The 23,671-nt window shown below is 35.5% G+C and carries 25 protein-coding genes; 21 read left to right on the forward strand and 4 right to left on the reverse strand.

Translation table 11 applies throughout. The annotated features are described in order from the left end of the window. Positions 1–2: 2 nt before the first annotated feature. The 4 genes from tsaE to tsaD are packed head-to-tail and all read left to right on the forward strand — an operon-like array spanning position 3 to position 2,647. Positions 3–479, forward strand: coding sequence for a tRNA (adenosine(37)-N6)-threonylcarbamoyltransferase complex ATPase subunit type 1 TsaE (tsaE, locus tag NSQ16_RS03210; protein WP_021481343.1), 477 nt, complete (start codon positions 3–5; stop codon positions 477–479). Further along, positions 460–1,149 (forward strand): tRNA (adenosine(37)-N6)-threonylcarbamoyltransferase complex dimerization subunit type 1 TsaB, encoded by a 690-nt coding sequence (gene tsaB / locus NSQ16_RS03215; protein ID WP_042977925.1) that lies wholly within the window; start codon positions 460–462, stop codon positions 1,147–1,149. Before tsaE ends, tsaB begins: the two co-directional genes overlap by 20 nt. 9 nt (positions 1,150–1,158) lie before the next feature. Beyond that, positions 1,159–1,614: a ribosomal protein S18-alanine N-acetyltransferase gene (gene rimI, locus NSQ16_RS03220; protein ID WP_106073953.1), complete on the forward strand. Its 456-nt coding sequence runs from the start codon at positions 1,159–1,161 to the stop codon at positions 1,612–1,614. Beyond that, positions 1,607–2,647 carry a tRNA (adenosine(37)-N6)-threonylcarbamoyltransferase complex transferase subunit TsaD gene (gene tsaD / locus NSQ16_RS03225; RefSeq protein ID WP_230488019.1) on the forward strand — a complete coding sequence of 347 codons (1,041 nt, stop codon included), beginning with the start codon at positions 1,607–1,609 and terminating at the stop codon, positions 2,645–2,647. The genes rimI and tsaD overlap by 8 nt, the downstream gene beginning before the upstream one ends. A gap of 229 nt (positions 2,648–2,876) precedes the next feature. On the opposite strand, the gene abc-f is transcribed toward tsaD, so the two are convergent. Further along, positions 2,877–4,805 carry an ABC-F type ribosomal protection protein gene (gene abc-f / locus NSQ16_RS03230; protein WP_153255741.1) on the reverse strand — a complete coding sequence of 643 codons (1,929 nt, stop codon included), beginning with the start codon at positions 4,803–4,805 and terminating at the stop codon, positions 2,877–2,879. Between the two features lie 125 nt (positions 4,806–4,930). Here abc-f and moaC point away from each other — a divergent pair, with 125 nt between their 5' ends. From moaC to tatC, 4 genes are read left to right on the forward strand one after another with little or no spacing between them, the layout of a single operon-like run. Then, positions 4,931–5,443: a cyclic pyranopterin monophosphate synthase MoaC gene (gene moaC, locus NSQ16_RS03235; protein ID WP_230488020.1), complete on the forward strand. Its 513-nt coding sequence runs from the start codon at positions 4,931–4,933 to the stop codon at positions 5,441–5,443. Beyond that, on the forward strand, positions 5,440–6,087 hold the full coding sequence (locus NSQ16_RS03240; protein WP_003234073.1) for a redox-sensing transcriptional repressor Rex: 648 nt from the start codon (positions 5,440–5,442) through the stop codon (positions 6,085–6,087). The genes moaC and NSQ16_RS03240 overlap by 4 nt, the downstream gene beginning before the upstream one ends. Before the next feature lie 21 nt (positions 6,088–6,108). After that, complete coding sequence (gene tatAY, locus NSQ16_RS03245; RefSeq protein WP_003234072.1) at positions 6,109–6,282, forward strand: sec-independent protein translocase protein TatAY; 174 nt, start codon at positions 6,109–6,111, stop codon at positions 6,280–6,282. A 6-nt stretch (positions 6,283–6,288) separates the two neighbouring features. After that, the gene (gene tatC, locus NSQ16_RS03250; RefSeq protein ID WP_015252680.1) at positions 6,289–7,053 is read left to right on the forward strand and encodes a twin-arginine translocase subunit TatC; all 765 of its coding nucleotides are present in this window, start codon (positions 6,289–6,291) and stop codon (positions 7,051–7,053) included. Between the two features lie 37 nt (positions 7,054–7,090). Here the strand turns inward: tatC and NSQ16_RS03255 are convergent, their stop codons facing one another. Further along, the gene (locus NSQ16_RS03255; RefSeq protein WP_003225680.1) at positions 7,091–7,282 is read right to left on the reverse strand and encodes a YdiK family protein; all 192 of its coding nucleotides are present in this window, start codon (positions 7,280–7,282) and stop codon (positions 7,091–7,093) included. Beyond that, the gene (locus NSQ16_RS03260; protein ID WP_029317386.1) at positions 7,279–8,013 is read right to left on the reverse strand and encodes a type II CAAX endopeptidase family protein; all 735 of its coding nucleotides are present in this window, start codon (positions 8,011–8,013) and stop codon (positions 7,279–7,281) included. The genes NSQ16_RS03255 and NSQ16_RS03260 overlap by 4 nt, the downstream gene beginning before the upstream one ends. Before the next feature lie 238 nt (positions 8,014–8,251). On the opposite strand from NSQ16_RS03260, the gene groES reads away from it, so the two are divergent. The 8 genes from groES (at position 8,252) to NSQ16_RS03300 (ending at position 17,471) form a co-directional block, all read left to right on the forward strand. Further along, positions 8,252–8,536 carry a co-chaperone GroES gene (gene groES, locus NSQ16_RS03265; protein WP_003155970.1) on the forward strand — a complete coding sequence of 95 codons (285 nt, stop codon included), beginning with the start codon at positions 8,252–8,254 and terminating at the stop codon, positions 8,534–8,536. Positions 8,537–8,580: 44 nt separating this feature from the next. After that, on the forward strand, positions 8,581–10,212 hold the full coding sequence (gene groL / locus NSQ16_RS03270; protein ID WP_230488021.1) for a chaperonin GroEL: 1,632 nt from the start codon (positions 8,581–8,583) through the stop codon (positions 10,210–10,212). A gap of 1,114 nt (positions 10,213–11,326) precedes the next feature. Beyond that, positions 11,327–12,262, forward strand: a complete 936-nt coding sequence (locus tag NSQ16_RS03275) for a hypothetical protein (protein ID WP_230488022.1) — start codon at positions 11,327–11,329, stop codon at positions 12,260–12,262. 20 nt (positions 12,263–12,282) lie between these two features. Next, the gene (locus NSQ16_RS03280) at positions 12,283–13,275 is read left to right on the forward strand and encodes a hypothetical protein (RefSeq protein ID WP_230488023.1); all 993 of its coding nucleotides are present in this window, start codon (positions 12,283–12,285) and stop codon (positions 13,273–13,275) included. Positions 13,276–13,426: 151 nt separating this feature from the next. Further along, positions 13,427–14,059 carry a hypothetical protein gene (locus NSQ16_RS03285; RefSeq protein WP_230488024.1) on the forward strand — a complete coding sequence of 211 codons (633 nt, stop codon included), beginning with the start codon at positions 13,427–13,429 and terminating at the stop codon, positions 14,057–14,059. Then, entirely contained in the window at positions 14,040–14,942 is a 903-nt protein-coding gene (locus tag NSQ16_RS03290) for a phosphotransferase (RefSeq protein ID WP_230488025.1), read from the forward strand. Before NSQ16_RS03285 ends, NSQ16_RS03290 begins: the two co-directional genes overlap by 20 nt. Positions 14,943–14,981: 39 nt before the next feature. After that, the gene (locus NSQ16_RS03295; protein WP_230488026.1) at positions 14,982–15,953 is read left to right on the forward strand and encodes a pyruvate kinase; all 972 of its coding nucleotides are present in this window, start codon (positions 14,982–14,984) and stop codon (positions 15,951–15,953) included. A gap of 54 nt (positions 15,954–16,007) precedes the next feature. Further along, positions 16,008–17,471, forward strand: coding sequence for an FAD-binding oxidoreductase (locus NSQ16_RS03300; protein ID WP_230488027.1), 1,464 nt, complete (start codon positions 16,008–16,010; stop codon positions 17,469–17,471). Between the two features lie 120 nt (positions 17,472–17,591). On the opposite strand, the gene NSQ16_RS03305 is transcribed toward NSQ16_RS03300, so the two are convergent. Beyond that, positions 17,592–18,191 carry a diguanylate cyclase gene (locus NSQ16_RS03305; RefSeq protein ID WP_230488028.1) on the reverse strand — a complete coding sequence of 200 codons (600 nt, stop codon included), beginning with the start codon at positions 18,189–18,191 and terminating at the stop codon, positions 17,592–17,594. Positions 18,192–19,632: 1,441 nt separating this feature from the next. On the opposite strand from NSQ16_RS03305, the gene NSQ16_RS03310 reads away from it, so the two are divergent. The 5 genes from NSQ16_RS03310 to NSQ16_RS03330 all read left to right on the forward strand — a co-directional run bounded on the left by NSQ16_RS03310 (position 19,633) and on the right by NSQ16_RS03330 (position 23,469). Further along, positions 19,633–20,466 (forward strand): nucleotidyltransferase domain-containing protein, encoded by an 834-nt coding sequence (locus NSQ16_RS03310; RefSeq protein WP_327838080.1) that lies wholly within the window; start codon positions 19,633–19,635, stop codon positions 20,464–20,466. After that, positions 20,466–20,732, forward strand: coding sequence for a PqqD family protein (locus tag NSQ16_RS03315; protein WP_230488030.1), 267 nt, complete (start codon positions 20,466–20,468; stop codon positions 20,730–20,732). Before NSQ16_RS03310 ends, NSQ16_RS03315 begins: the two co-directional genes overlap by 1 nt. Positions 20,733–20,939: 207 nt before the next feature. Next, positions 20,940–21,611, forward strand: coding sequence for a CPBP family intramembrane glutamic endopeptidase (locus NSQ16_RS03320; protein ID WP_230488031.1), 672 nt, complete (start codon positions 20,940–20,942; stop codon positions 21,609–21,611). Then, positions 21,608–22,216 carry a CYTH domain-containing protein gene (locus NSQ16_RS03325; RefSeq protein ID WP_230488032.1) on the forward strand — a complete coding sequence of 203 codons (609 nt, stop codon included), beginning with the start codon at positions 21,608–21,610 and terminating at the stop codon, positions 22,214–22,216. The genes NSQ16_RS03320 and NSQ16_RS03325 overlap by 4 nt, the downstream gene beginning before the upstream one ends. Before the next feature lie 26 nt (positions 22,217–22,242). Continuing rightward, positions 22,243–23,469 carry an MFS transporter gene (locus tag NSQ16_RS03330; RefSeq protein WP_230488033.1) on the forward strand — a complete coding sequence of 409 codons (1,227 nt, stop codon included), beginning with the start codon at positions 22,243–22,245 and terminating at the stop codon, positions 23,467–23,469. Positions 23,470–23,671: the final 202 nt, after the last annotated feature.

Below are 23,671 nucleotides of genomic sequence, written 5' to 3' on the forward strand. Positions count from 1 at the left end.
GTGTGAAGCAATTAAAATGGAGAACTGTAAATCCAGAAGAAACAAAAGCAATTGCCAAGCTGACGGCATCGTTTGCTAAACCGGGAGACGTCCTGACATTAGAGGGCGATTTAGGTGCAGGAAAAACGACTTTTACAAAAGGTTTTGCAGAAGGGCTGGGAATTACACGTGTTGTAAACAGTCCGACTTTTACAATTATAAAAGAATATAACGATGGCTTACTTCCTCTTTATCATATGGATGTGTATAGAATGGAAGATGAAAGTGAAGATTTGGGACTTGATGAATATTTTCACGGACAAGGTGTCTGTCTCGTTGAATGGGCTCATTTAATTGAAGAACAGCTGCCGCAGGAGCGACTGCAAATTGTCATCAAAAGAGCTGGTGATGATGAGCGGGAAATTACCTTTACTGCTGTCGGGAATCGGTATGAAATGCTTTGTGAGGAGTTAAGTAGACATGACAATATTAGCAATTGATACATCAAATTATACATTGGGCATTGCGTTGCTTCGAGAAGACACCGTTATAGCAGAATACATTACATACTTGAAAAAGAACCACTCTGTAAGAGCGATGCCTGCTGTTCATTCATTGCTGAATGATTGTGATATGGCACCGCAGGACCTTTCTAAAATTGTCGTTGCAAAAGGCCCAGGTTCATACACAGGAGTAAGAATAGGTGTGACGTTGGCCAAAACACTTGCCTGGTCTTTAGACATTCCAATAAGTGCTGTATCAAGTCTTGAGACGCTTGCGGCAAATGGCCGGCATTTTGACGGTCTGATCAGCCCAATCTTTGATGCTAGACGGGGACAGGTGTACACAGGTCTGTATCAATATAAAAATGGGCTTTTAGAGCAAGTTGTTCCAGATCAAAATGTGATGCTGGCAGATTGGCTGGAGATGCTAAAAGAAAAGGACAGTCCTGTTTTGTTTTTAGGTCACGACACTTCTATTCACAAGCAGATGATCGAGGATGTTCTTAGAACAAAAGGATTCATTGGAACTGCCGTCCAGCATAACCCGCGCCCTTCAGAATTGGCTTTTCTCGGGAAGGAAAAGGAAGCAGCTGATGTTCATGGGCTTGTCCCGGATTACTTGCGGCTGGCAGAAGCTGAAGCGAAATGGATTGAAAGTCAAAAGTAGGGTGATAGGATGAAAACAAAAGCAGCGGTCAGAAATATGCGGCTTGAAGATATAGATCACGTATACGAAATCGAAGCATCCTCCTTTACGTCTCCTTGGACGAAGGATTCGTTTTATCATGAGCTGCTGGAAAATCCGTATGCTCATTATCTCGTGATTGAAAAGGACGGCCATGTTGCTGGGTATTGCGGGATTTGGATTGTGATGGACGATGCCCAAATTACAAATATAGCGATAAAACCAGAGTATCGCGGCCAGTCTTTAGGAGAAACGCTTTTTCGCTCAGCTGTTGAACTGTGCAAAGAAAAAGACGCAAGGCGGCTTTCGCTTGAAGTGAGGGTTTCGAATCATCCTGCTCAAAGCTTATATAAGAAATTCGGGATGCAGCCCGGCGGAATAAGAAAGAACTATTATACTGATAACGGGGAAGATGCGTTAATTATGTGGGTGACGATAAATGAGTGAGCAAAAAGACATGTACGTATTAGGAATTGAAACAAGCTGTGATGAGACTGCTGCAGCTATTGTGAAAAACGGGAAAGAGATCATTTCAAACGTAGTAGCCTCTCAAATTGAAAGCCATAAGCGCTTCGGAGGCGTTGTTCCGGAAATTGCTTCAAGACATCATGTTGAACAAATCACTTTGGTTATAGAAGAGGCGTTTCGCAAAGCTGGCATGACGTATAGTGATATTGATGCGATTGCAGTAACAGAAGGTCCGGGACTGGTGGGGGCGCTTCTTATTGGAGTGAATGCCGCTAAAGCATTGAGCTTTGCACATAACATTCCGTTAGTAGGCGTTCATCATATAGCCGGTCATATATACGCGAACCGTCTTGTAGAAGACATCGTGTTCCCGGCACTGGCATTGGTCGTTTCAGGAGGCCATACAGAACTGGTTTATATGCAGGAACATGGATCATTTGAAGTCATTGGGGAAACCCTTGATGATGCGGCAGGAGAAGCCTACGACAAAGTGGCGCGGACGATGGGATTGCCATATCCGGGTGGACCGCAAATTGACAAGCTAGCTGAAAAAGGGAATGACAATATTCCGCTTCCTCGCGCATGGCTTGAAGAAGGCTCTTACAACTTCAGCTTTAGCGGATTGAAGTCTGCGGTGATCAATACGCTTCATAATGCATCCCAAAAAGGGCAAGAGATTGCTCCGGAAGATTTGTCTGCCAGTTTCCAAAATAGTGTGATCGATGTCTTGGTAACCAAAACGGCGCGCGCGGCAAAGGAATATGATGTCAAACAGGTCCTTTTAGCCGGAGGAGTAGCTGCAAACAGAGGCCTCAGAGCTGCATTAGAAAAGGAATTTGCCCAGCATGAAGGGATTACGCTTGTCATTCCTCCATTAGCTTTATGCACGGATAATGCTGCGATGATTGCTGCTGCTGGTACAATTGCTTTTGAAAAAGGAATTCGCGGTGCATATGATATGAATGGCCAGCCCGGCCTTGAATTGACTTCTTATCAAAGTCTCACGAGATAATAGCGTGAGACTTTTTATATGTTTGTTATTAACAGATAATTCACAATTTATCCACATGTCTGTGAGTAATTATAGAGATATAGATGGATAAAGGGCTGAAGTCGCTGTTAATAAAGTGAATAAATTCAGAATATTTTGTGGATATTGTGTATAAAGCGCTTACTTTGTTTATTTATTAGGGGATGTTCTGTGGATAAAAAGCACCTCTAAAAAGAGGTGCTTGACTTTTTTAATCTTCTTCTGTGGATAGTTCTTCCCATTCGGACAAAAGAGATTCCAGCTCCTGATTAAGCTTCTCATTGTCTGCATGGATAGCTTGTACTTTTTCATGATCCTGATAGACTTCAGGGTCACATAGCAATTCATCATTGCGGCTAATGTTCTCTTCAATGGTTTGAACAGTGGTTTCAATTTCTTCAATCCGACGGAGTCGTTGGCGCTCTTTCTTTTTCCATTCTTTTTCTTCCTCGTAGGAACGTTTGGAGTCAGACTTCACTGTAGCTGGCGTTTTATCAGTTTCCTCTTGCTGATTCATTTTCTCCAATTCAAGCTGCTCTGTTTTTTTCTCTGTATAATAATCGTAATCTCCTAGATACTCCTCTATATGGCTTGAAGAAAGCTCCAGTACTCTTGTGGCGATTCTGTTAATAAAATATCTGTCATGTGAGACAAATAACAGTGTGCCTGGATAATCAATCAGCGCGTTTTCGAGAACTTCTTTGCTGTCTAAATCCAGATGGTTCGTCGGTTCATCAAGGATGAGAAAGTTGGCTTTTTGAAGCATCAGCTTAGCTAGAGCCAATCTTGCTTTTTCGCCTCCGCTCAGTGAATGAACTGGTTTCAGCACATCATCTCCGGAGAATAAGAAATTTCCGAGACACGTTCTGATTTCTTTTTCTGGGAGCCCGGGGTACTCGTCCCACAGCTCATCAAGGACACGTTTAGAGGAAGTCAGCTCAGCCTGTTCCTGATCATAATAGCCGACACTGACATTTGAGCCGTATGAGATCGTTCCTTGATCTGGTTTTAGGGTGTCTATCAATGTTTTCAGTAATGTCGATTTACCAATTCCGTTAGGGCCGACAAGCGCTGCGCTTTCTCCTCTTGTGAGCATGAATGACACTTCTGTTAAAAGCGGCGGCTGGTTTTCATAGCTGATTGTGAGATCCTGAACACGAAGGACTTCATTTCCGCTCTGTTTTGTAATATCAAAATGAAAGTTTGCGGATTTTTCATCGCCAAGCGGTTTTGACATGACTTCCATTCGCTCAAGCTGCTTTCTGCGGCTTTGCGCCCTTTTGGTGGTAGAGGCTCTCGCCAGATTTCGGTCTACGAAGTCCTGCAGCTTTGCAATCTCGTCCTGCTGCTTTTCATACATTTTCAGATCTTTTTCATACTGCGCGGCTTTTTGGTCGAGATAAGCGCTGTAGTTGCCGTGATACTTTTTGCTTTCTGCTCTTGATACCTCGTATACCTGGTTTACTACTTTGTCCAAAAAGTAGCGGTCATGCGAAACGATGAGGATGGCGCCTGAATAGCCTTGTAAATAATGCTCAAGCCAGGTAAGCGTATCAATATCCAGATGGTTTGTCGGCTCATCGAGAATGAGCAAATCAGGCTGTGTTAACAGAAGCTTACCTAAAGCCAGTCTTGTTTTCTGGCCTCCGCTGAGGCTTTGAACCTGTGTAGAATCGTCAAAATGGCTGAAGCCGAGACCATGCAGCACAGATCTTACATCCGCTTCATATTGATAGCCGCCTTTATCTTTGAATTCCTGCTGAAGGCGGTCGTAGGTTTTCATGATGCTTTCTAATTCACCCGGGTCAGCTGCCGCCATTTTTTCTTCTATAGCCCGCATTTCCTTTTCCATTGCTTTTAAGTGGTCAAAAACAGTCAGCAGCTCTTCTTTTATGGTAAGCTTAGAATCCAAGCCAGTATGCTGGGCGAGATATCCCATTGTAATATCTTTCGGTTTAATAATTTCGCCCTTTTCATACGAAAGCTGGCCTGCGATAATTTTAAGGAGCGTGGATTTTCCGGCGCCATTTCTTCCTACAATGGCGATGCGATCACGATTTCTGACTTCCAGCTTTATATTGTTTAAAATAGTATCAGCACCAAATGATTTGGACAGCTGATTAACTTGTAAGATCATCATATTATTTCACCTCTGCTATAATAAGTTAAGTGTAGCTTATGAACCAGAAGTCAGCAAACAATACATTGGCCATATAAGACATAGAGAAGAAAATAGTGTATGATCTGTTTAAGGAGCGTTTTAATATGAATGGATTTTCTCATTTTAATAAACAGGGCAGAGCCCAGATGGTGGATATTAGCGAAAAATCTTCGACTGTCCGTACTGCGGCGGCTGTTTCAAGCGTACACATGAAGAATGAAGTGTACGAGAAAATACAAAGTCACGATATCGGCAAAGGAGATGTACTGGCTGTCGCACAGGTGGCAGGCATTATGGCCGCAAAGCAAACGTCGAATATCATTCCGATGTGCCATCCGCTTTCATTGAGCGGGGTAGATATATCGTTTGACTGGAAAATAAAAGAAGCAGAAGTTATACTTCATATAAAAGCACAGGTCAAAACGAAAGGGAGTACAGGTGTAGAAATGGAAGCGCTCACTTCTGCATCGGTGTGCGCTCTTACCGTTTACGATATGTGCAAGGCCCTTGATAAGGGGATGGTCATCGGCCCTACTTTCTTGCTGGAGAAGACAGGCGGGAAAAACGGTGACTTTAAAAGAGAACTATCCGAGTATAATTTGGAGGACCAAAAATGAATAAGGATCAATCAAAAATTCCGCAGGCGACGGCGAAACGGCTGCCGCTTTACTATCGCTTTTTAAAGAATCTGCATGCGTCAGGAAAACAGCGTGTATCATCCGCTGAACTTAGTGATGCCGTAAAGGTTGATTCTGCCACGATTCGGAGGGATTTTTCCTATTTTGGAGCTCTTGGCAAAAAAGGATACGGATATAATGTGGATTATTTGCTGTCTTTTTTCCGAAAAACGCTTGATCAGGATGAAATGACAGACGTCATCTTGATTGGTGTCGGGAACTTGGGAACGGCATTTCTTCACTATAATTTCACAAAAAATAATAACACAAAAATTTCTATGGCTTTTGATATAAATGAGAGTAAAATAGGAACTGAGGTAGGCGGCGTGCCCGTCTATAACCTTGATGACCTTGAACAACACGTAAAAGATGAATCAGTTGCCATTCTTACAGTGCCAGCAGTTGCCGCTCAATCCATTACAGACAGATTGGTCGCATTAGGAATCAAGGGAATCCTTAATTTTACGCCGGCCCGTTTGAATGTGCCGGAACACATTCGAATTCATCATATAGATTTAGCAGTTGAGCTTCAGTCACTGGTTTATTTTTTGAAGCATTATTCAGTTTTAGAGGAAATCGAATAGAGGGAAAGGAGGAGCCCAAATATGCCGATCGGTCCTGGAAGCCTTGCTGTTATCGCAATCGTTGCTCTGATTATCTTCGGTCCCAAAAAGCTGCCTGAATTGGGTAAAGCAGCGGGAGACACACTTCGTGAATTCAAAAACGCTACAAAAGGATTAACGAGTGATGAAGAGGAAAAAAAGAAAGAAGATCAGTAAGTTAGGATGACACGAATGAAAGTGAATCAAATGTCGCTGCTGGAGCATATTGCTGAGCTTCGAAAACGGTTGCTGATTGTAGCGCTGGCGTTTGTCGTTTTCTTTATAGCTGGATTTTTTTTAGCGAAGCCGATTATTGTGTATCTGCAAGAAACAGATGAAGCGAAGCAGCTTACGCTTAACGCGTTTAACCTGACAGACCCGCTTTATGTGTTTATGCAGTTTGCGTTTATCATCGGCATAGTCCTGACCTCGCCGGTTATTCTTTATCAGCTTTGGGCTTTTGTGAGCCCGGGTCTCTATGAGAAAGAGCGCAAAGTAACGCTCAGCTACATTCCGATCTCTATTTTGCTGTTTTTAGCGGGCTTATCTTTTTCATATTATATTTTATTTCCTTTTGTTGTTGATTTTATGAAGCGGATTTCTCAGGACTTGAATGTCAATCAGGTGATCGGAATTAATGAATATTTTCATTTTCTTCTGCAGCTGACGATTCCGTTTGGACTTCTGTTCCAAATGCCGGTCATCCTCATGTTTTTGACCAGGCTCGGAATTGTGACACCGATGTTCTTGGCGAAAATCAGAAAGTATGCGTATTTTACGCTGCTGGTGATCGCAGCCCTGATTACACCGCCTGAGCTTCTGTCCCATATGATGGTCACAGTCCCGCTTTTGATTTTATATGAAATCAGTATTCTGATATCGAAGGCCGCTTATCGGAAAGCGCAGAAAAGCAGTGCTGCCGATCAGGACGTGTCTTCGGGGCAATAATAAAAAATCCATTTCTCATGCGAGAAATGGATTTTCTTTATTTTTGGTTCTTTTTGATTTTAAATGAAAAGGCGAACATCTTAAAAGAAATGCTGATGTTGTAAGCGGCGAACACCATCAGCAGGATGGAGTAAAATGACCACATGCTGCCTGGCGAGCTTGCGGCAAGATAAGTAAAGATGCACCCTACGGCAAAGTAGATCATTCCCCAAACTACCGGGTTTCTCATAAAAATAATCCTCCAATAATCAATTGCATTTGTGTGCTCTGCTGTTCAAGGTAATTACGAACAGGCTCAAGCTGCATGATGACGACGAATGTATTCATCATTAAATGGGCGAAAATCGGCACCCATATCCGTTTTGTTCTCGCATATAAAAAGGCAAAGGTAAAGCCCATTGCTGTATATAGAAGGAGATGCTTCAAATCAGCGTGAACAATACCGAAGATAACCGAGCTGATCAGTCCTGCGAAAAAGAAATTCGTTTTTTCGTACAGCGCGCCGAAAATGATTTTTCTGAAGATGATTTCTTCTAATATAGGCCCGATGACGGAAGAAACGATAATCATGAGCGGGACTGCCTGAATGACATCCAGAATCGCTTGTGTATTTTCTGATTCTCTTCCGATGCCAAAAACATAATATTCAATAGAGCCTGCTATTCCTTGAGAGAAAAGGGCAATGAAAAAACCGGCTATCGCCCAAAGGATAGAAAGTCCGATTGAGTCCTTCTGTCCGTTTCGCAGCGTTTCTTTCGGAACGGTTCTCAGAATGAGCAGAACAACAACGAGACAGGCGATAAAGCTGATAACGGACCATAATCCTTGTGCATGCAGCATATTTTCATCTGTAGGCTGTCCTCCGGCATAACCGAATTTAAATAACAAGGGAATCGCGATTAATGCGGAAAACTGCATGATGATATATGTCAAAATAATAAACCAATACTGTTTTCTCAAATGGTATGTACTCCTTTGTTAAGTGGGTTTCGTTCATCTACAGCTATTGTAACATAATCGGTACGGGGGTGAAAAAGCTAACGGAAAAGGGAGCGGAAAAGAATGATGTAAGCGTGAAAAATTTTTTATCTTATCACTTGAAATTGGAAGGGAGATTCTTTATTATAAGAATTGTGTTAGCACTCTTTAGTGCTGAGTGCTAAAATTACATATTCATACTATTGAGGAGGTTATTACATTGTTAAAGCCATTAGGTGATCGCGTTGTCATTGAACTCGTAGAATCTGAAGAAAAAACTGCCAGCGGAATTGTGTTGCCGGATTCTGCAAAAGAAAAACCGCAAGAAGGCAAAATCGTGGCAGCTGGTTCAGGTCGCGTGTTAGAAAGCGGAGAGCGCGTTGCTTTAGAAGTAAAAGAGGGCGACCGCATTATCTTCTCAAAATACGCAGGTACTGAAGTGAAATACGAAGGTACTGAATACTTAATCTTACGTGAAAGCGACATTTTAGCTGTTATCGGCTAATTCTTAAATAAAAACATTTAAAAATTCGAGGAGGTACTGTAAACATGGCAAAAGATATTAAGTTTAGTGAAGAAGCTCGCCGCGCAATGCTTCGCGGTGTCGATGCACTTGCTGATGCTGTTAAAGTAACTTTAGGACCAAAAGGACGCAACGTGGTTCTAGAGAAAAAATTCGGTTCTCCGTTAATCACAAATGACGGTGTAACAATCGCTAAAGAAATCGAGCTAGAAGACGCGTTTGAAAACATGGGTGCTAAGCTTGTTGCTGAAGTAGCCAGCAAAACGAACGACGTTGCCGGTGACGGTACAACAACTGCAACAGTTCTTGCGCAAGCAATGATCCGTGAAGGCCTTAAAAACGTAACAGCAGGCGCTAACCCTGTAGGCGTGCGTAAAGGGATGGAACAAGCTGTAGCGGTTGCGATCGAAAACTTAAAAGAAATTTCTAAGCCAATCGAAGGCAAAGAGTCTATCGCTCAGGTTGCTGCGATCTCTGCTGCTGATGAGGAAGTCGGAAGCCTTATCGCTGAAGCAATGGAGCGCGTAGGAAACGACGGCGTTATCACAATCGAAGAGTCTAAAGGCTTCACAACTGAGCTTGAAGTTGTTGAAGGTATGCAATTCGACCGCGGATATGCGTCTCCTTACATGGTAACTGACTCTGATAAGATGGAAGCGGTTCTTGACAATCCTTACATCTTAATCACAGACAAAAAAATCACAAACATTCAAGAAATCCTTCCTGTGCTTGAGCAGGTTGTTCAGCAAGGCAAACCATTGCTTCTGATCGCTGAGGATGTTGAAGGCGAAGCACTTGCAACACTTGTTGTGAACAAACTTCGCGGCACATTCAATGCAGTGGCTGTTAAAGCTCCTGGCTTCGGTGACCGCCGTAAAGCAATGCTTGAAGACATCGCTGTCCTTACTGGCGGAGAAGTCATCACAGAAGATCTTGGCCTTGACCTGAAATCTACTCAAATCGCTCAATTGGGACGCGCTTCTAAAGTTGTCGTTACTAAAGAAAACACAACAATCGTTGAAGGCGCTGGCGAAACAGACAAAATTTCTGCCCGCGTGACTCAAATCCGCGCTCAAGTAGAAGAAACAACTTCTGAATTCGACAGAGAAAAATTACAAGAGCGTCTTGCGAAACTTGCTGGCGGCGTAGCTGTCATCAAAGTCGGAGCTGCGACTGAAACTGAGCTGAAAGAGCGTAAACTTCGCATCGAAGACGCCTTGAACTCAACTCGCGCAGCTGTTGAAGAAGGCATCGTATCCGGTGGTGGTACAGCGCTTGTAAACGTATATAACAAAGTCGCTGCAGTTGAAGCTGAAGGCGATGCTCAAACAGGTATCAACATCGTGCTTCGCGCGCTTGAAGAGCCAATCCGTCAAATCGCACATAACGCTGGTCTTGAAGGATCTGTCATCGTTGAGCGCCTCAAAAACGAAGAAATCGGCGTAGGCTTCAACGCTGCAACTGGCGAATGGGTAAACATGATCGAAAAAGGTATCGTTGACCCAACGAAAGTTACACGCTCAGCTCTTCAAAACGCTGCGTCTGTAGCTGCAATGTTCTTAACAACTGAAGCCGTTGTCGCTGACAAGCCAGAAGAAAACACTGGCGGCGGAATGCCTGATATGGGCGGCATGGGCGGTATGGGTGGAATGATGTAATTTAGCCTATAAACCCCCTTGTTTATCAAGGGGTTGCAGTTAAAAAACATCATTTTAGTCGCTCCAACCTTTCCGAAAATAAAATTAGAGGCTTCTCATTAGTTCAGCAAACTTTTGGGAAGCTTTTTTCTGTCTTTTTAATATGTAAATAAACTTGGATCTCATCTTCTGTATGTTCAAGCCGACTTAAAATTTGAAATAATTCCACACCAGTTTCAGTAACAATGAAGGATGAAAGGAATTTGGGAAAAGGACATTAAATGGAAAATTTTACAGAATATTTAATAATTAATGATTAGCGCAACTATCTTCAATTATTTCAAATCTAACCAAACATACTCTTGAATCTTGTTAATCTAACAGGTCTTTTCTTAAAAGTCAGTTGCTATGAACATGCCAAGTACCAAGGACAGAAAATGATAATTAAATTTAAAATAAAACTTATCGAAAAAAGGAGATAGAATGGATTTGGTAATTATTCAGCATGGTCAAGGTGAACATACTTACTAAGAAGATTACTAATACCAGAAAACTAATGAGGACATATTAATAATAAGTCTTAATAGAAGAACCCTGCAAACAGCATTTATTTTGAGTGAGAATCTAAATTGTCGCAAGATTGTAAGCCCCTATGTATCTCCTGGAATTTTTCCTACTCATCCAGAATCGAAAACACTACCTTGATACAATAATTGAATTAGAAATCATAAAGCGGGTTATCCGACTGTTGAAAACGATATGGTGTTTCCTTTAAATAATGTCAGATGGAAGTGACTTAACTTCGGCTGCCACCATACTTCAAGAAGGGATCTTCTCCACGTGGGGTTCCACCAAAAAAAGGAGATAATAATAAAGATAATCCCGTTTAAAACCCTCATAATATTCAGGGAAAAGATACCCTCTTAGGTTGGTCATCCAATTATCATCGTATACATTTAAAAATCAAAAAACTTTTTTTTGAAAAAAAAACAATTTTTGGTTGATTCGCTATAATAAAATAAATATAATGGAGACAGTCATCTATGAATAACCAAATAATAGAATAAATACCGAATTATTGATCGCCTTGTTCACGCTTTTAATCTATTACTTAAGAAGGAGGAAAGTTTTATTAATGTTTTTCAGCACAATTAAGCAACTTGAATATCTAGATATAGAAGAAATTTTTGACTACTGTTCATTTTATGAAAAACAATCGCCAACGAAGAACTATAGTACTCTTAAATCAAAAGACATAGTCACTGTTTTTTTTGAACCAAGTACTCGTACCCAATTAAGCTTTCAAAAGGCAATTCATTCATTAGGGGGGAATCTTCTTTCTATTTCAGATATTTCTCAAACCCGTAGTAACATGGTGGACTCTGAAGATTTATACGATGCACTAAAAGTAATTTCGTATTTTGCAGATTGTACTGTTTTTAGAAGTAAAACATCTATACTTGATATACAAATAACAGATATTTACCAACAAGATAAACATTTTATAAATGCTGGGGATGGGAGAAATGAACATCCATTACAAGCATTAGGGGATTGTTGGTTGATTTCTAAAAAATATAATAATAATTTTAATTTTCCATTTGGTTTTATAGGAGATTGCTCTGCTCGGGTTTTTAGATCAGTCTTTTTTTTACTTTTTAAATTAGGAATTAAGGAATTTCACTTTTATTCAACAAATTATGAAGAAATGCCCAGTGATATTACGGAACATGATAATAACATTAAACTTGTATATCACGACAACATTGATTCATTGCTCAGATCGGTAGAAGTAGTAGAGGTTATCCCTTATAAGATTCCATTTAATACGCCTATAGAACGAAAGAATGATAAAGAAATTGTTATTACAGAAGAATTAATAAAGAAATTTAACCCATATATGACTATTCTCCATCCGGGTCCTAGGAACTTCGAGTTATCTGCCACTGTTGATAATCTAAAGAATTCATTATTTTTTGAACAAGCTAGAATATCAACATTTATGAAAATGTCTGTTTTAACTTATTTGTTTCAAGATAAATATTCAAAAGGGTTGCAAAAAGTAAAATAATCAAGAAATGAGGCGGTTTTTTGAAGAAGAAATGGTTAACTATCGGTGTGAATGCTGGAGAAATTAAAACAATTGATAAATTATTAGTCGATAACAATGATATACCTGCCTATATTAAAGACTTTCACTTTCCTCATTATGATGCAACTGCTATTCCATCTGGCCGTATTCCGGTACCTTTCACCAAAGAAGAAGTAGATTATTTCATTAAAACTTGTAATTATAATGACATTAATACTACATTAATTTTGAACTATGGGAATTATAATATTGAAATGATTAAGAGAGCTTTTGAAGACTTTTATCTTCCGCTTGGGGTCAACTCTGTTGTTGTCTCTGATATAGAATTGATCAAGCAACTAAAGAAAGAATTACCTGAATTACATATACAAGGTTCATGTTTATCCTTTAGAGATACTGTTGATAGTTTATTGGAAGAAGCAGCTGCAGGTGTTGAATTGCATAACCCGGCAGTTTGGACAATAAGAGATATGGAATTTATTAAAGAAGTAAATGCTCGGGGTCTGAAGCAAAAACAAATGATGAATGAAGGTTGCGCGCGTAAATGTCGAATAGAGAAATGGCATCGAAAAGAAGTATCTAGAGGAATGCAACATAGTCTAGAGCATACTTGTGGTAGAGCATTTCCGGACATTTATACTTTTTTAATGGGTTCCTGGGTTACATTAAAACAACTTAAAAGAATGGAACAATATATAGATGTACTAAAACTACCTAGGAATACTTTTGACGATATACCAACTGACTTAAAGAAATTTATAGAACTATATGATACTGGAGAACCATACAATATTTTAGAATATGTTTCAACACCACTATTAGCTATAAAGAAAGAAAATATCATAATGTCTGACATTTTTGATGATGCTTTTTTTGATAACACAGTATCTGATGAGGTAAACAAAGAATTTCTAGAAACATATGCTAGTAAAATTGAACATATTCCTTTCTTTCAAAGGACGAAAAAACCTAAAAAAATATATACTCTTTAATAAATATAAACGCTCAATTTAAATAATTATAAGGGAATAGGTATGCATTACTACCTACTTCCTTCGGCTTTTTATGAAAAACTGATTACTATTAAATTCTTAGGTTACTAATCTATCTTGAGATATTGTAAAAAATAAAAAGGGTGAAATTATGAAAATAGTTACTTTTGAAGGTTTACCCCTTGTTGGGAAGTCAACTACTGGAAAAATTATTTGCGAACATTTTAACAATAAAGGATTCAATAGTGTGTATAGGCATGGTCAGATTACAGAGAATCGAAGTGCTAAAAAATGTATAGAAAAAGCTTTCAGGTGTCTTGAAAAATGGGATTATATAAATAAAGAAGGATTATATGATTTTATAAATTATCGTTATGAACAAATTTTTATAGACTTTTTAGAATTTATAAACAACTATGATAAATTTTCAGATATTGATTATTTATTTTTGGATAGATATATCTGGGGACATAACGTAACTGCTTCTATTTTTGGATTCAAGAAGAGCTTTCAGGAACTTGAACTACAATTTGATAAGTTTATAGAAAAAGAGATTTTATTGACTTGTAATTATGAAGAGAGAAAAAAAAGAGCATCAATTAGAGTGAAAACTAATAATATCACAGAATATTCTTTACGTAGTAAAGAAATACATAGATTTATGCAAAATATTCACATCGCGTCTTCTAATAAAAATTATAAAAGTAAAATAATTTCAAGTAATTCTTTGAAAAACTTAAAAGAAGATATTATAGGAGAGATCGATGAAAGAATCTCTTCATAAAAAAGATGATAAAATAGAAGTCTATAAAATGCCGTTATCACCTACTAACTTATATTCTAATTTCTGTATACTAATAAATGGTAAATATGAATATTTCTACAAAAGGGCAGTTGACCCTAATGCACAAAAGTATTTTGAAGATGAAATTCAAATTACCATAAAACTGAGTGATATCAATATCTCACCCGAAGTTTGCTACTTTGATTTAGAAAAAAAAGTTATAATGTCTAAATATATCAAAAGTGATTTGGATAAGTTATCTCCTCAGAAGTTAGAATATATAATTAATAAACTAAAACAATTTCATAGTATGAATTTATTGACTAAAGACTCTTTCTATAATCTTAAAAAAAAACTATGGTTAGATCGTTTTGAAAAATTACCACAAAAAGTAAAGGAGGATTTTAAGCATGTAGCTGGAGTTATAGCAAATCAAAGCGATTTCTATGATAAAGCAGATATTGTTTGGAGCCATAATGATCTCCATAAGAGTAATATATTAGTTAGTGGAAATAGTGCATTTTTAATTGACTTTGATCAATCAGGGGCTAATTCTAAATATTTCGATTTAGCTACACTTTCCTTATCACTGGAACTCAGTGAATATCAAGAGCATACGCTTCTAAATATGTATTCAAATTGCTATAATTATGAAAAATTCACCAAACAAAAAGTTATTGTTGCAGCACAGTATGCACTGTCGGTAATTACTCTAATAAACGACATGGATTTAGTTACAGTAAACAAACATAATAGTAGTATTCCATTTTTATGGGAAGGTGAATTTAGTTCTAATATTGACAATGATAGATTTAATTTAGCGTATAATTTTTTGAATTATTTCAATTTGTTGATAAAAAAAGAGAACGTTTTAAGGATTTAGATATTGAGTATCTATTACAATTAGGGGTGAAAAAAAGCAATGATTATTGTTACTGCTGGTCCAAATATATTTAAAAAAGGAATTATTTCTGATTTATGTTCTTTAGGGGTAGATATATTAAGAATTTCTTCTTCTAAGCAGCCACCTATTGAACAATTGGATAAAATATTACCTGAATTAAATAAAGAAGTCAAAATAATTGTTGATTTTCCTGGAAGTAAGTATAGATTAAACAACCCTATCAATTTTCAAGTTTCAAAGGGACAAGTTTTAAATATAAAGAAAGATAGTGATTTATTAAGTTATAATGGAACATTATCTATTTATCCGAAAATAGAACATAAATTGACCCAAAGGAGTTTACTTATAATTGGAGATGGAGAAACTGCGTTTACTGTACTAAAAGATGACCCTCAAGAATTTGAAGTTAAGGTTGAAAGAGATGCTATTTTGGGTCCACGTAAAGGTATAACCCCATCAAATATTGAAATAAAGTATGATGTATTAACCGATATAGATTATAAAAACATGGATTGTCTGATAAATAGCAATATATCCGGTGTGATGATTTCATTTATAGAAGAAGCTAAGGATATAAGAAAAGTAAGAGAATTTATTCAGGATAGATATGGAAGAACTGTCGATATATATGCGAAAATTGAAACTGAAAAGGGCGTTAATAATCTTGAAGAAATATCAGAAGAAGCTGATTATGTAGTTTTAGCCAGAGGGGATTTATTAATTACAGCTGGGGAAGTGAAATTTCCCATATTACAACATCAGTTTTTAGAGAAAATGAGGTCTAATTTGAATAAGACAGTAATAGCTACAGAATTAGCTCATAGCGTAGGTAGCAGTTATTTAATGAGTAGATCAGAATTATCTTTCTTATATTTATTAGGTTCTATGGGTTACAAAAATTTAATGCTTGCTACAGAAACAACTGTATTATGTGATCCGTTATTAGTATACCAAAAAGTTTCAGACCTAATTAATATCTACGCTTCTTAGATATTTTGTTGAATGTACTTTTTTAGTTTATGATAATTAATAAAGGAGAAATAGATGATACCAATAGAGAGTGATCTTTTAAGGAAATGGAAATCCATCGTTGGAGAAGAGAATATTATTAATTCAAGGATGGAATTGGAACAAATCTTATATGATGTAGGACATTTTAAAAATCGTGAAGTTCTGGCTGTTATTAAACCTTCTAATGGACTGGAGTTACAAAAGCTTATTATTACAATGAAAGAATCCCATATTTCAATTCCTTTGTATCCTATCAGTACAGGGAAAAATTGGGGACAGGGTTCGAGAAAACCAACAGGAACAGAAAAATGCGTTTTAATAGATCTCCATAGGATGAATAATATAGTAGAAATCAACCTTAAATATGGATATGCAATTATAGAACCAGGAGTAACACAATGGGAAATTTCTCAATCTTTACAGAATACACCATATAAAATTAATGTTACGGGCTCATGTAAAGACTCATCCATTATTGGAAATATTATAGATAGAGGTCTAGGATTTAATAGATTAAGGGAAGATGATTTAATAGCATTTGAAGTGATTTTAGGGAATGGAAAAAGAATAAAGATTGGACATTTTTCTCATAATCCTGCAGCAGCATTAACATGGGATATTCCTTTTTACGCTGGTCCAGATATGACTTCTCTGTTTTTACAATCAAATTTCGGTATTGTTACATCCGCTATTATTCAGCTAATTCCCAGAAGCGAATGTAATAGAATGGTATCTGGTAGGATTTCAAGATCAAATTTGAAGCATGCTTTGGATTCGATAATAGATTTGAAGAGGGAAGGGTTGTTCAAATCTATTATTAAAGTTTATAATGAATCTGCAATGAAAACGTATAATGTTCATTCTAATCCTGAAAAAGAAATGTTTGGATTTTATGGATTTTATACTGGTAGAAAGAGGGTAGTTCAAGCCTTAGAATCTATTTTAGTTGATGAGTTGATCGCTAATAATATAGAGGATATTCAAATAACTAAAGAGGATAATGTATCAAAAGAGAACAGTACTATGTTCAATTGGTATTTAGGAATTCCTGATCAATGTGAATCAATTCATACAGCGTTTGAAATCAATCATTGTAATGGTGATGAACATTCAAAAAAAATGTGGATATTCTTTTTACCTGATTTACCGGCATCCGGACAAGATGTCGAACAAGCGTTAAACATAATACAAGAAGCAGCATGTAAGTTTTCAGTAATTATAAATTCCACCATAAATATTATCACGAATACTAGTATTCGCTTAGTGATCTCGATTCGTTCTAGCAGAGAAAAAAGAGGAATAGAAGCAGCTCGGAAAAGTTTAGAATATTTATATAGAGAATTCCAATCAAGAGGATATTTTCCATCACGATATGACATTGATCATCGTAATGGAAAGGAGATATTTGGAGAGGGAGAATATCTCGAAACACTAAAGTCTTTAAAAAGTGCTCTTGACCCAGAAGGTATTATCGCGCCTTCTCACTATATTCCATAACTTAAAGAAAAGCCAATATCCTGTACGACAAACAAAGAAACTAAAACTACGTACTTATCTTTAAAAGATAATCTCAAATTCTATTGAGTTATCTTTTTTAGTAAATTGTAGTATGTTTATTTAAGAGTTATATAATTTTTTATTAAGGTACTCATCTAACGCTTTCCTAATTACTTCAGATTCACTGTAATTATTCTTATTAGAATAATAACTAAGTTTTTCTAATTGAGTTGTTCTAAAATATACAGATTTTAACTTCATATTTTCAGAAGTTGATACCTCAATATTATTAGGCCCTTTTAGCTTTGCTGAGAATAGAGCGTCATATGCAAAAGATAATAGCTCTTCTCTTTTTTTACACATATCTGGATAAACAGAAACCCCCATACATACGGTAATTTCTTTGTTTAATATCATCTTAAGTTGATTTTGAAAATCAATCTTTTGTTGCATTATAGTAAACAAGGAAAAATTGGCATCGTAGATTAGTAAACAAGCAAACGCATCTCTACCGATTTTACAAAAAAATGATTGTTCCTGTCCAAATGTCTTTTTTAAGGCTGATAAAATATTATTTAATACATCCAAATCAATTGACTCTCCAAAAATATCTTTAGAGTTATCTATATCGATAATAAACATTATTATTTTTTTTTCACCTAAATCTAATATCAAATCTTTTAGTTGGTCTTCTTTTAGCCATCCTATATTTCTAACCACAAAAATCCTCCTTTTTACAACTTTAATAATACTATTTAAATATATATCATAGATTGAATCAATATCATAATTCGTATTTTAAAGAAACAAAGACCTACATAGTCTGATCTAAAAATAGGAACCCTGCTATTTTCCTTCCACGCCGTTGTATTCTGTTAAGATTGGATCCCCGATGAGAAGATTCCATTGGCCGAAATTGAAGATAAATCGTTATGATAATTCTCTTCGCCCATAAACACCTAAATGACTGAATAATAATTCTCCACCCTGTTTATGCAATCGGATGTACCCACATTCATCTCATATAAGGCAGTTTCAAGCTTTTTAATTCAATATCCTTTTTTAATAAGCCGAGTGTTACTACCCCTGCCACGGTGTAGAACTTTACTGGAAGTTAAAATATGCCCATTTCATCTACTTTCTGTACTACATATATAATCGTGAATGACTGACTGACTCATTATAAGCTATTTTTACTGATACCTTGTTTAGCACATATCTAGAATAAAGATTGAGACCCACTTTAATTTATTGGCTTTAACCGTTCATGTTTTAACACACTTGTATCCTTGGTAGGCAATAATAGAAATACCTTCTCCCTATCTTCAAAAAACACTGAGATGAAAGTTCCTTTCTGATAATGCTTCCGGAGCGAGCTCTTTCCCCTTTTCCCCAAAGCTCCTTTCTTCCCCTCCGTCAAAGGAGCTTTATCGAAATCCACTTGTACCCTACCCGGAATGGATTCTGAGTGATAACGCTCCTTGATCAAACCTCATTAAAAGCTCTCTATTTACGCCTAAAAACATAATTGCGAATTGTGCGGTAAGAACCTTAAAACCCACATTTATTGTAATAGTTCTCAAATTCTTTTAGCTATGCTACGAAATTCTATTTCTTCTTCAAATCCCCCTTTTTCCACTCATCTATAATAAACTCCTACTAATCCTATAACTGGCGATACTATCTGTTTGTCTCCCCTCTTTGGTTTTACATTAAACTCCTCCATATCCGCATATTTGTTTACTGTTCTGGAATCCCTTCTAGTTCTATTTGCCACAATCGAATAATCATAATGTTTATTGTTATCCTCATGCCCTAATATAAATTATCTCGCCATTGCCAACATCTCATTGGTACCTCTTGCGATATGATTTCAACAGAAAGTGTATTGTTATTTAGATGTTGGCAAGTGTTGTTTTTAATGTTGCTATTGCCTACATATTTATAATGCCATAAACAACGATTCATAGTAAATGTCTAGATTTTTCCCTCAACTTTAAATAAAAACGTATCTTGACGCTGGGACCCACTTAGTATTGTTCAACATAAACGGTTGCATATTAAATATGCATATGTTAATATATATATAAACATACACATATACATATACATACGCAAATATATATATATATATATATATATATACAGGGTGGTGAACATATTGTTTTTAAATGATAAAAAAATTGATAAAAAAATTGATAAAAAAATCATTACTGAAAATATCTTGTTTGAAAATGTGAAATATGTATATTTATCTGGTTCTATTATGGAAGGTTTCGGAAATGAAACGTCAGATATTGATGTTTATGTAGTGGTTGATGGATCATTAGAGGTAAAAGAATCAGAAAAATTCAAAGGTCGCTCTATAATTAATGAAGATGATCATGTTATAAATAATTTTATACATCAAGGTCTTCGTTTTGATTATGAATATATAACTTGTGAAAAATGGTTTCAAATAATAAAAAAAGTAGAGAAGCTTGAAATAGGGAATACAGGATCGGCAACACTTTCTTCAGATGAATATGACCTATTACATAGACTAAAGTATGCTAATCCTATTTTAAATAAGGTTAATTTTCTCAAAATTCAGGACTCTATAGATTTTCAGAAATTAGATTTATATATTGCTTCTGTAAAATCTGAAACTTACAGTAATCTGCTTGAAGATGTAGAAGGTGCATTACTTTCTAAAGACATAAAAACAGCCTTTATTATGACTAGACTATTAATAGATGAAACATTAAATGCATTCCTAGCAGCATTTGGAGAAACAAATCCTAAAAATAAATGGATCTTTAAAAAATTATCTAATTATGCTAGAAACTTCAATGAAAGAGATTTAGTTAATACCTATATGAATTTATTAATTCACCCTAGGGATATAAAGAGCGATAAAGATCTCATATCATATATCAAAGAAGGAATACGTTTTAGTCAAAAATTAAACATGCGTACACAAAATGAAATATTAAAACAAGGGAGTAGAAGCTAATGAAATTTTCACAAAATTTATTTGCTAATTATAGAGTCATTAAAAATACGGCTTACGTTGTTATAAAAGATGATGCTTATATTCTAGACGAAGTAGGTCAATTAGTATGGAAATTAATAGGTGATGGCAACACTTTACAAAATGTGGTTCGTGAAGTAACTGAAACTTATTCAGATAGCGGGGATAACATTAATAACATTGAAATGGACGTAAAACAATTTATTGAGGAATTGTTGAAGAATAAGTTAATCGAAGAAATACTCTAATTCACTGAGGTAATTTAGACTTCTCAAGGTCGTCATAATGGAGGTGAAACTATGTACAAGAAGCCAAAACTAATCAAAATTAAATTACCTGCTGGCATGACTAATGTTTAAGATATAATATAAATTAAAAGTGGGCTTTATCCACTTTTCACTAATTATAAAAGTGGTTATAAACAAATATGATGGCGACCTTGAGAAGCCTAATTTATGTTTTTTAAGTGGGTGTTTCCAGTGTTATTGGAGTATATTATATATTTTATACTAGTTTTTATTACTCTATTTTTATCTAAAGTTATCAGAGCATATTGTCGAGGGTCACTTTTTAAGGATATTATTAGACTTGCTTCTTTCTTTTTACCATTTTTTATAGTTGTTTATTATTATGGAAAACTTGATTTATCATTAGAAAGAAACACTTTCTGGGGTTTTATTACAGCGGTAGGTATCTCTATATTATCCTTATCATTACAATATAAAAGTTTTATTCCTTATTTAGATAAAGAGTTCTATGGATTAGTTCCTATATTCAAGAAAAGACAGCTAGTATCATTAGAGATGGGTTTATTGCTAAGCCCTTTTTTTGAAGAACTTCTTTATCGGTATTATATACCTAATAATAATGTAATATTTGATTCTTTTTTTTCCGGGATCCTATTTTCTGTTGCACATTACTTCAATGACTATTCAAAAAGTGATTTGCAAATTAGAGATTACATCAACTTATTTATTTTAGGGTGTGTGTGGTATTTATCATTCTATATTACAGGGAGTATAATTCCGTCTATGATAGGGCATTTGATTTATAATTTACCAAATATGATAATTACTTATTATCGATATCACTTCCGAATAAAAGATATAGGAGGGGTGTATAGATGATGGAAGAAAAAGAATTGAAAATATCTCTTTCTGAAAAAGAATATAATTTACTTGTTAAAACTAAATCAAATGATACAAAGGAGGTTCGACAAGTAAATCATTATTTTGATACTAAGAATCTTACTTTTAAAAAAAATAATATCACCTTGAGAATGAGATCAGAAACTAATTCTATTCAATTAACTCTTAAAATCAAATCAAAAGTTCAAAATCAAATTGTTCACTCAGAAGAATATAATTATGACCTTACTAAGAAACAATATCGCCAAATACTTGAGTGTCCTATTTTAATATTTAATATATTAGGTTCTCAAGCCAGTCAATGTATTTTTTCACTAGGTATCAAAGCTGGAGATATTATGTATTTAGATAAGATAAAAAACTTAAGAATCTCTTATGAAATAAAAGGTAATATTGTTTTTCAAATAGATAAGACTTATTTTCCAAATAATAAAGTAGAATACGAATTAGAAGTGGAAAATTTATCAAGTGCCGAAGGTGTTCTTATGCTGTTAAAAAAGGATTTCGGGATAATAGCTAAAAATCATAATCCAGCTAGTAAGTATTCGAGATTCATTAAATATCTAAATACTGACACTGTATAATTTTGTAGTAAAACTAGGAGAGTAAAATGGAAAAGAGTATATTGAAGAATATAAGTTTCCTGAATTATCTCGCTATTTCATTTTTTATAAGAGGCGGAGATGCAATTTTTAAGATTGCTCTTATCTTATATATAATTAATATGGGGGGCACTACCGGTACTGTTGGAGCATTACTTATACTTATAGTCTTACCAGCAGTATTATTTGGACCTTTAACAGGAATTTTCTCAGATAGATATAATCAAAAAGTTATAATACATTTAGCTAATATATCGAGAATCATTATGTTAGCCCTTATTCCTTTAGTTTCAAATATTAATATACTATACATAGTTGGGTTCCTTATGTCAGTTGCTACTTTATTTTCCGTGCCAAGCCAAAAAACAATATTACCATTGATAGTTAAGGTAGAGTATATTTCTCAAGGAGCGGGTTATCTTGCTTCTACGAAGAGTATTATAGATACTCTGATCCCTATTTTTGGATCGGGTCTGGCTTTAATAATAGGTTTTACTCAAACTTTTTACATTAACGCAAGTTTTTATTTAATAGCTTCTGTTTTATTAATATTCCTTAAATTTAATAGTAAGAAGTTAATTAACCATAATCAAAAGAATGTTCTTGTCGAAGCTATTGATGGGTTTAAATATTTATTCTCAAATGAAAGTTTAAAGTTAATAACTATTGCTTCAATCTTCACTTTGGGTTTAAGTGCTGGATTAGATATTTTAATCCCGATCTATATTTTAGTTGATATGCAATTATCAGAAACTCTATATGGTCTACTTATTGGAATTCTAGGAGCTGGCATTGCTATTGGAGGGATAATAATACCTAAATTAAAATCTCGATTTCATTTATCAATTTTAGTTATTTTTGGTTTTTCAATCATGCTAGAGGGTGGAAATTATTTAGTCTTTAGCTTAGTACCTTATTCGATTATTTTAAATATGGTTGTAATGTTTGTCTCGGGATTATCTTCAGCAGGATTTCTTATAATGGTTGATTCTTATATGCAAACTAAGGTCCAGAAGGAGTATTTAGGTAGAACATATTCTAGTTACTTTAGTATATCAAACATTTTCAGTGTATTAGTTATGGGAATAGTTAGTATAAGTACTGATAATATTGGGATATCCAAGGTATTTTTGCTTTGCTCCTTAGGGATTCTTATGACAGGTATTTACACTGTCTATTTGAGTTTTGTCTGGTTTAAAAAAACTAACCCAGATGTGAAAGAATTAAAAATGTAATCATTTCATTATAATAATATATGCATATCTTTAATCACTACCACTTCACTTTTGTCCTGTTTTGGTTATAAGACGGTTAGTTATTGGGGTATTAAATAACTTCGTATTATGAGGTCATCCAGATTTTCTGGTTGACTATTTTTGTGAATTAACACCTTATTCAAGTAAAGTGAGGGTAAATAGTCCCTGACTTTATTTTAAG

Source organism: Bacillus sp. PS108 (assembly GCF_037963335.1).
In the GTDB taxonomy this organism is placed as follows: Bacteria; Bacillota; Bacilli; order Bacillales; family Bacillaceae; genus Bacillus; species Bacillus subtilis.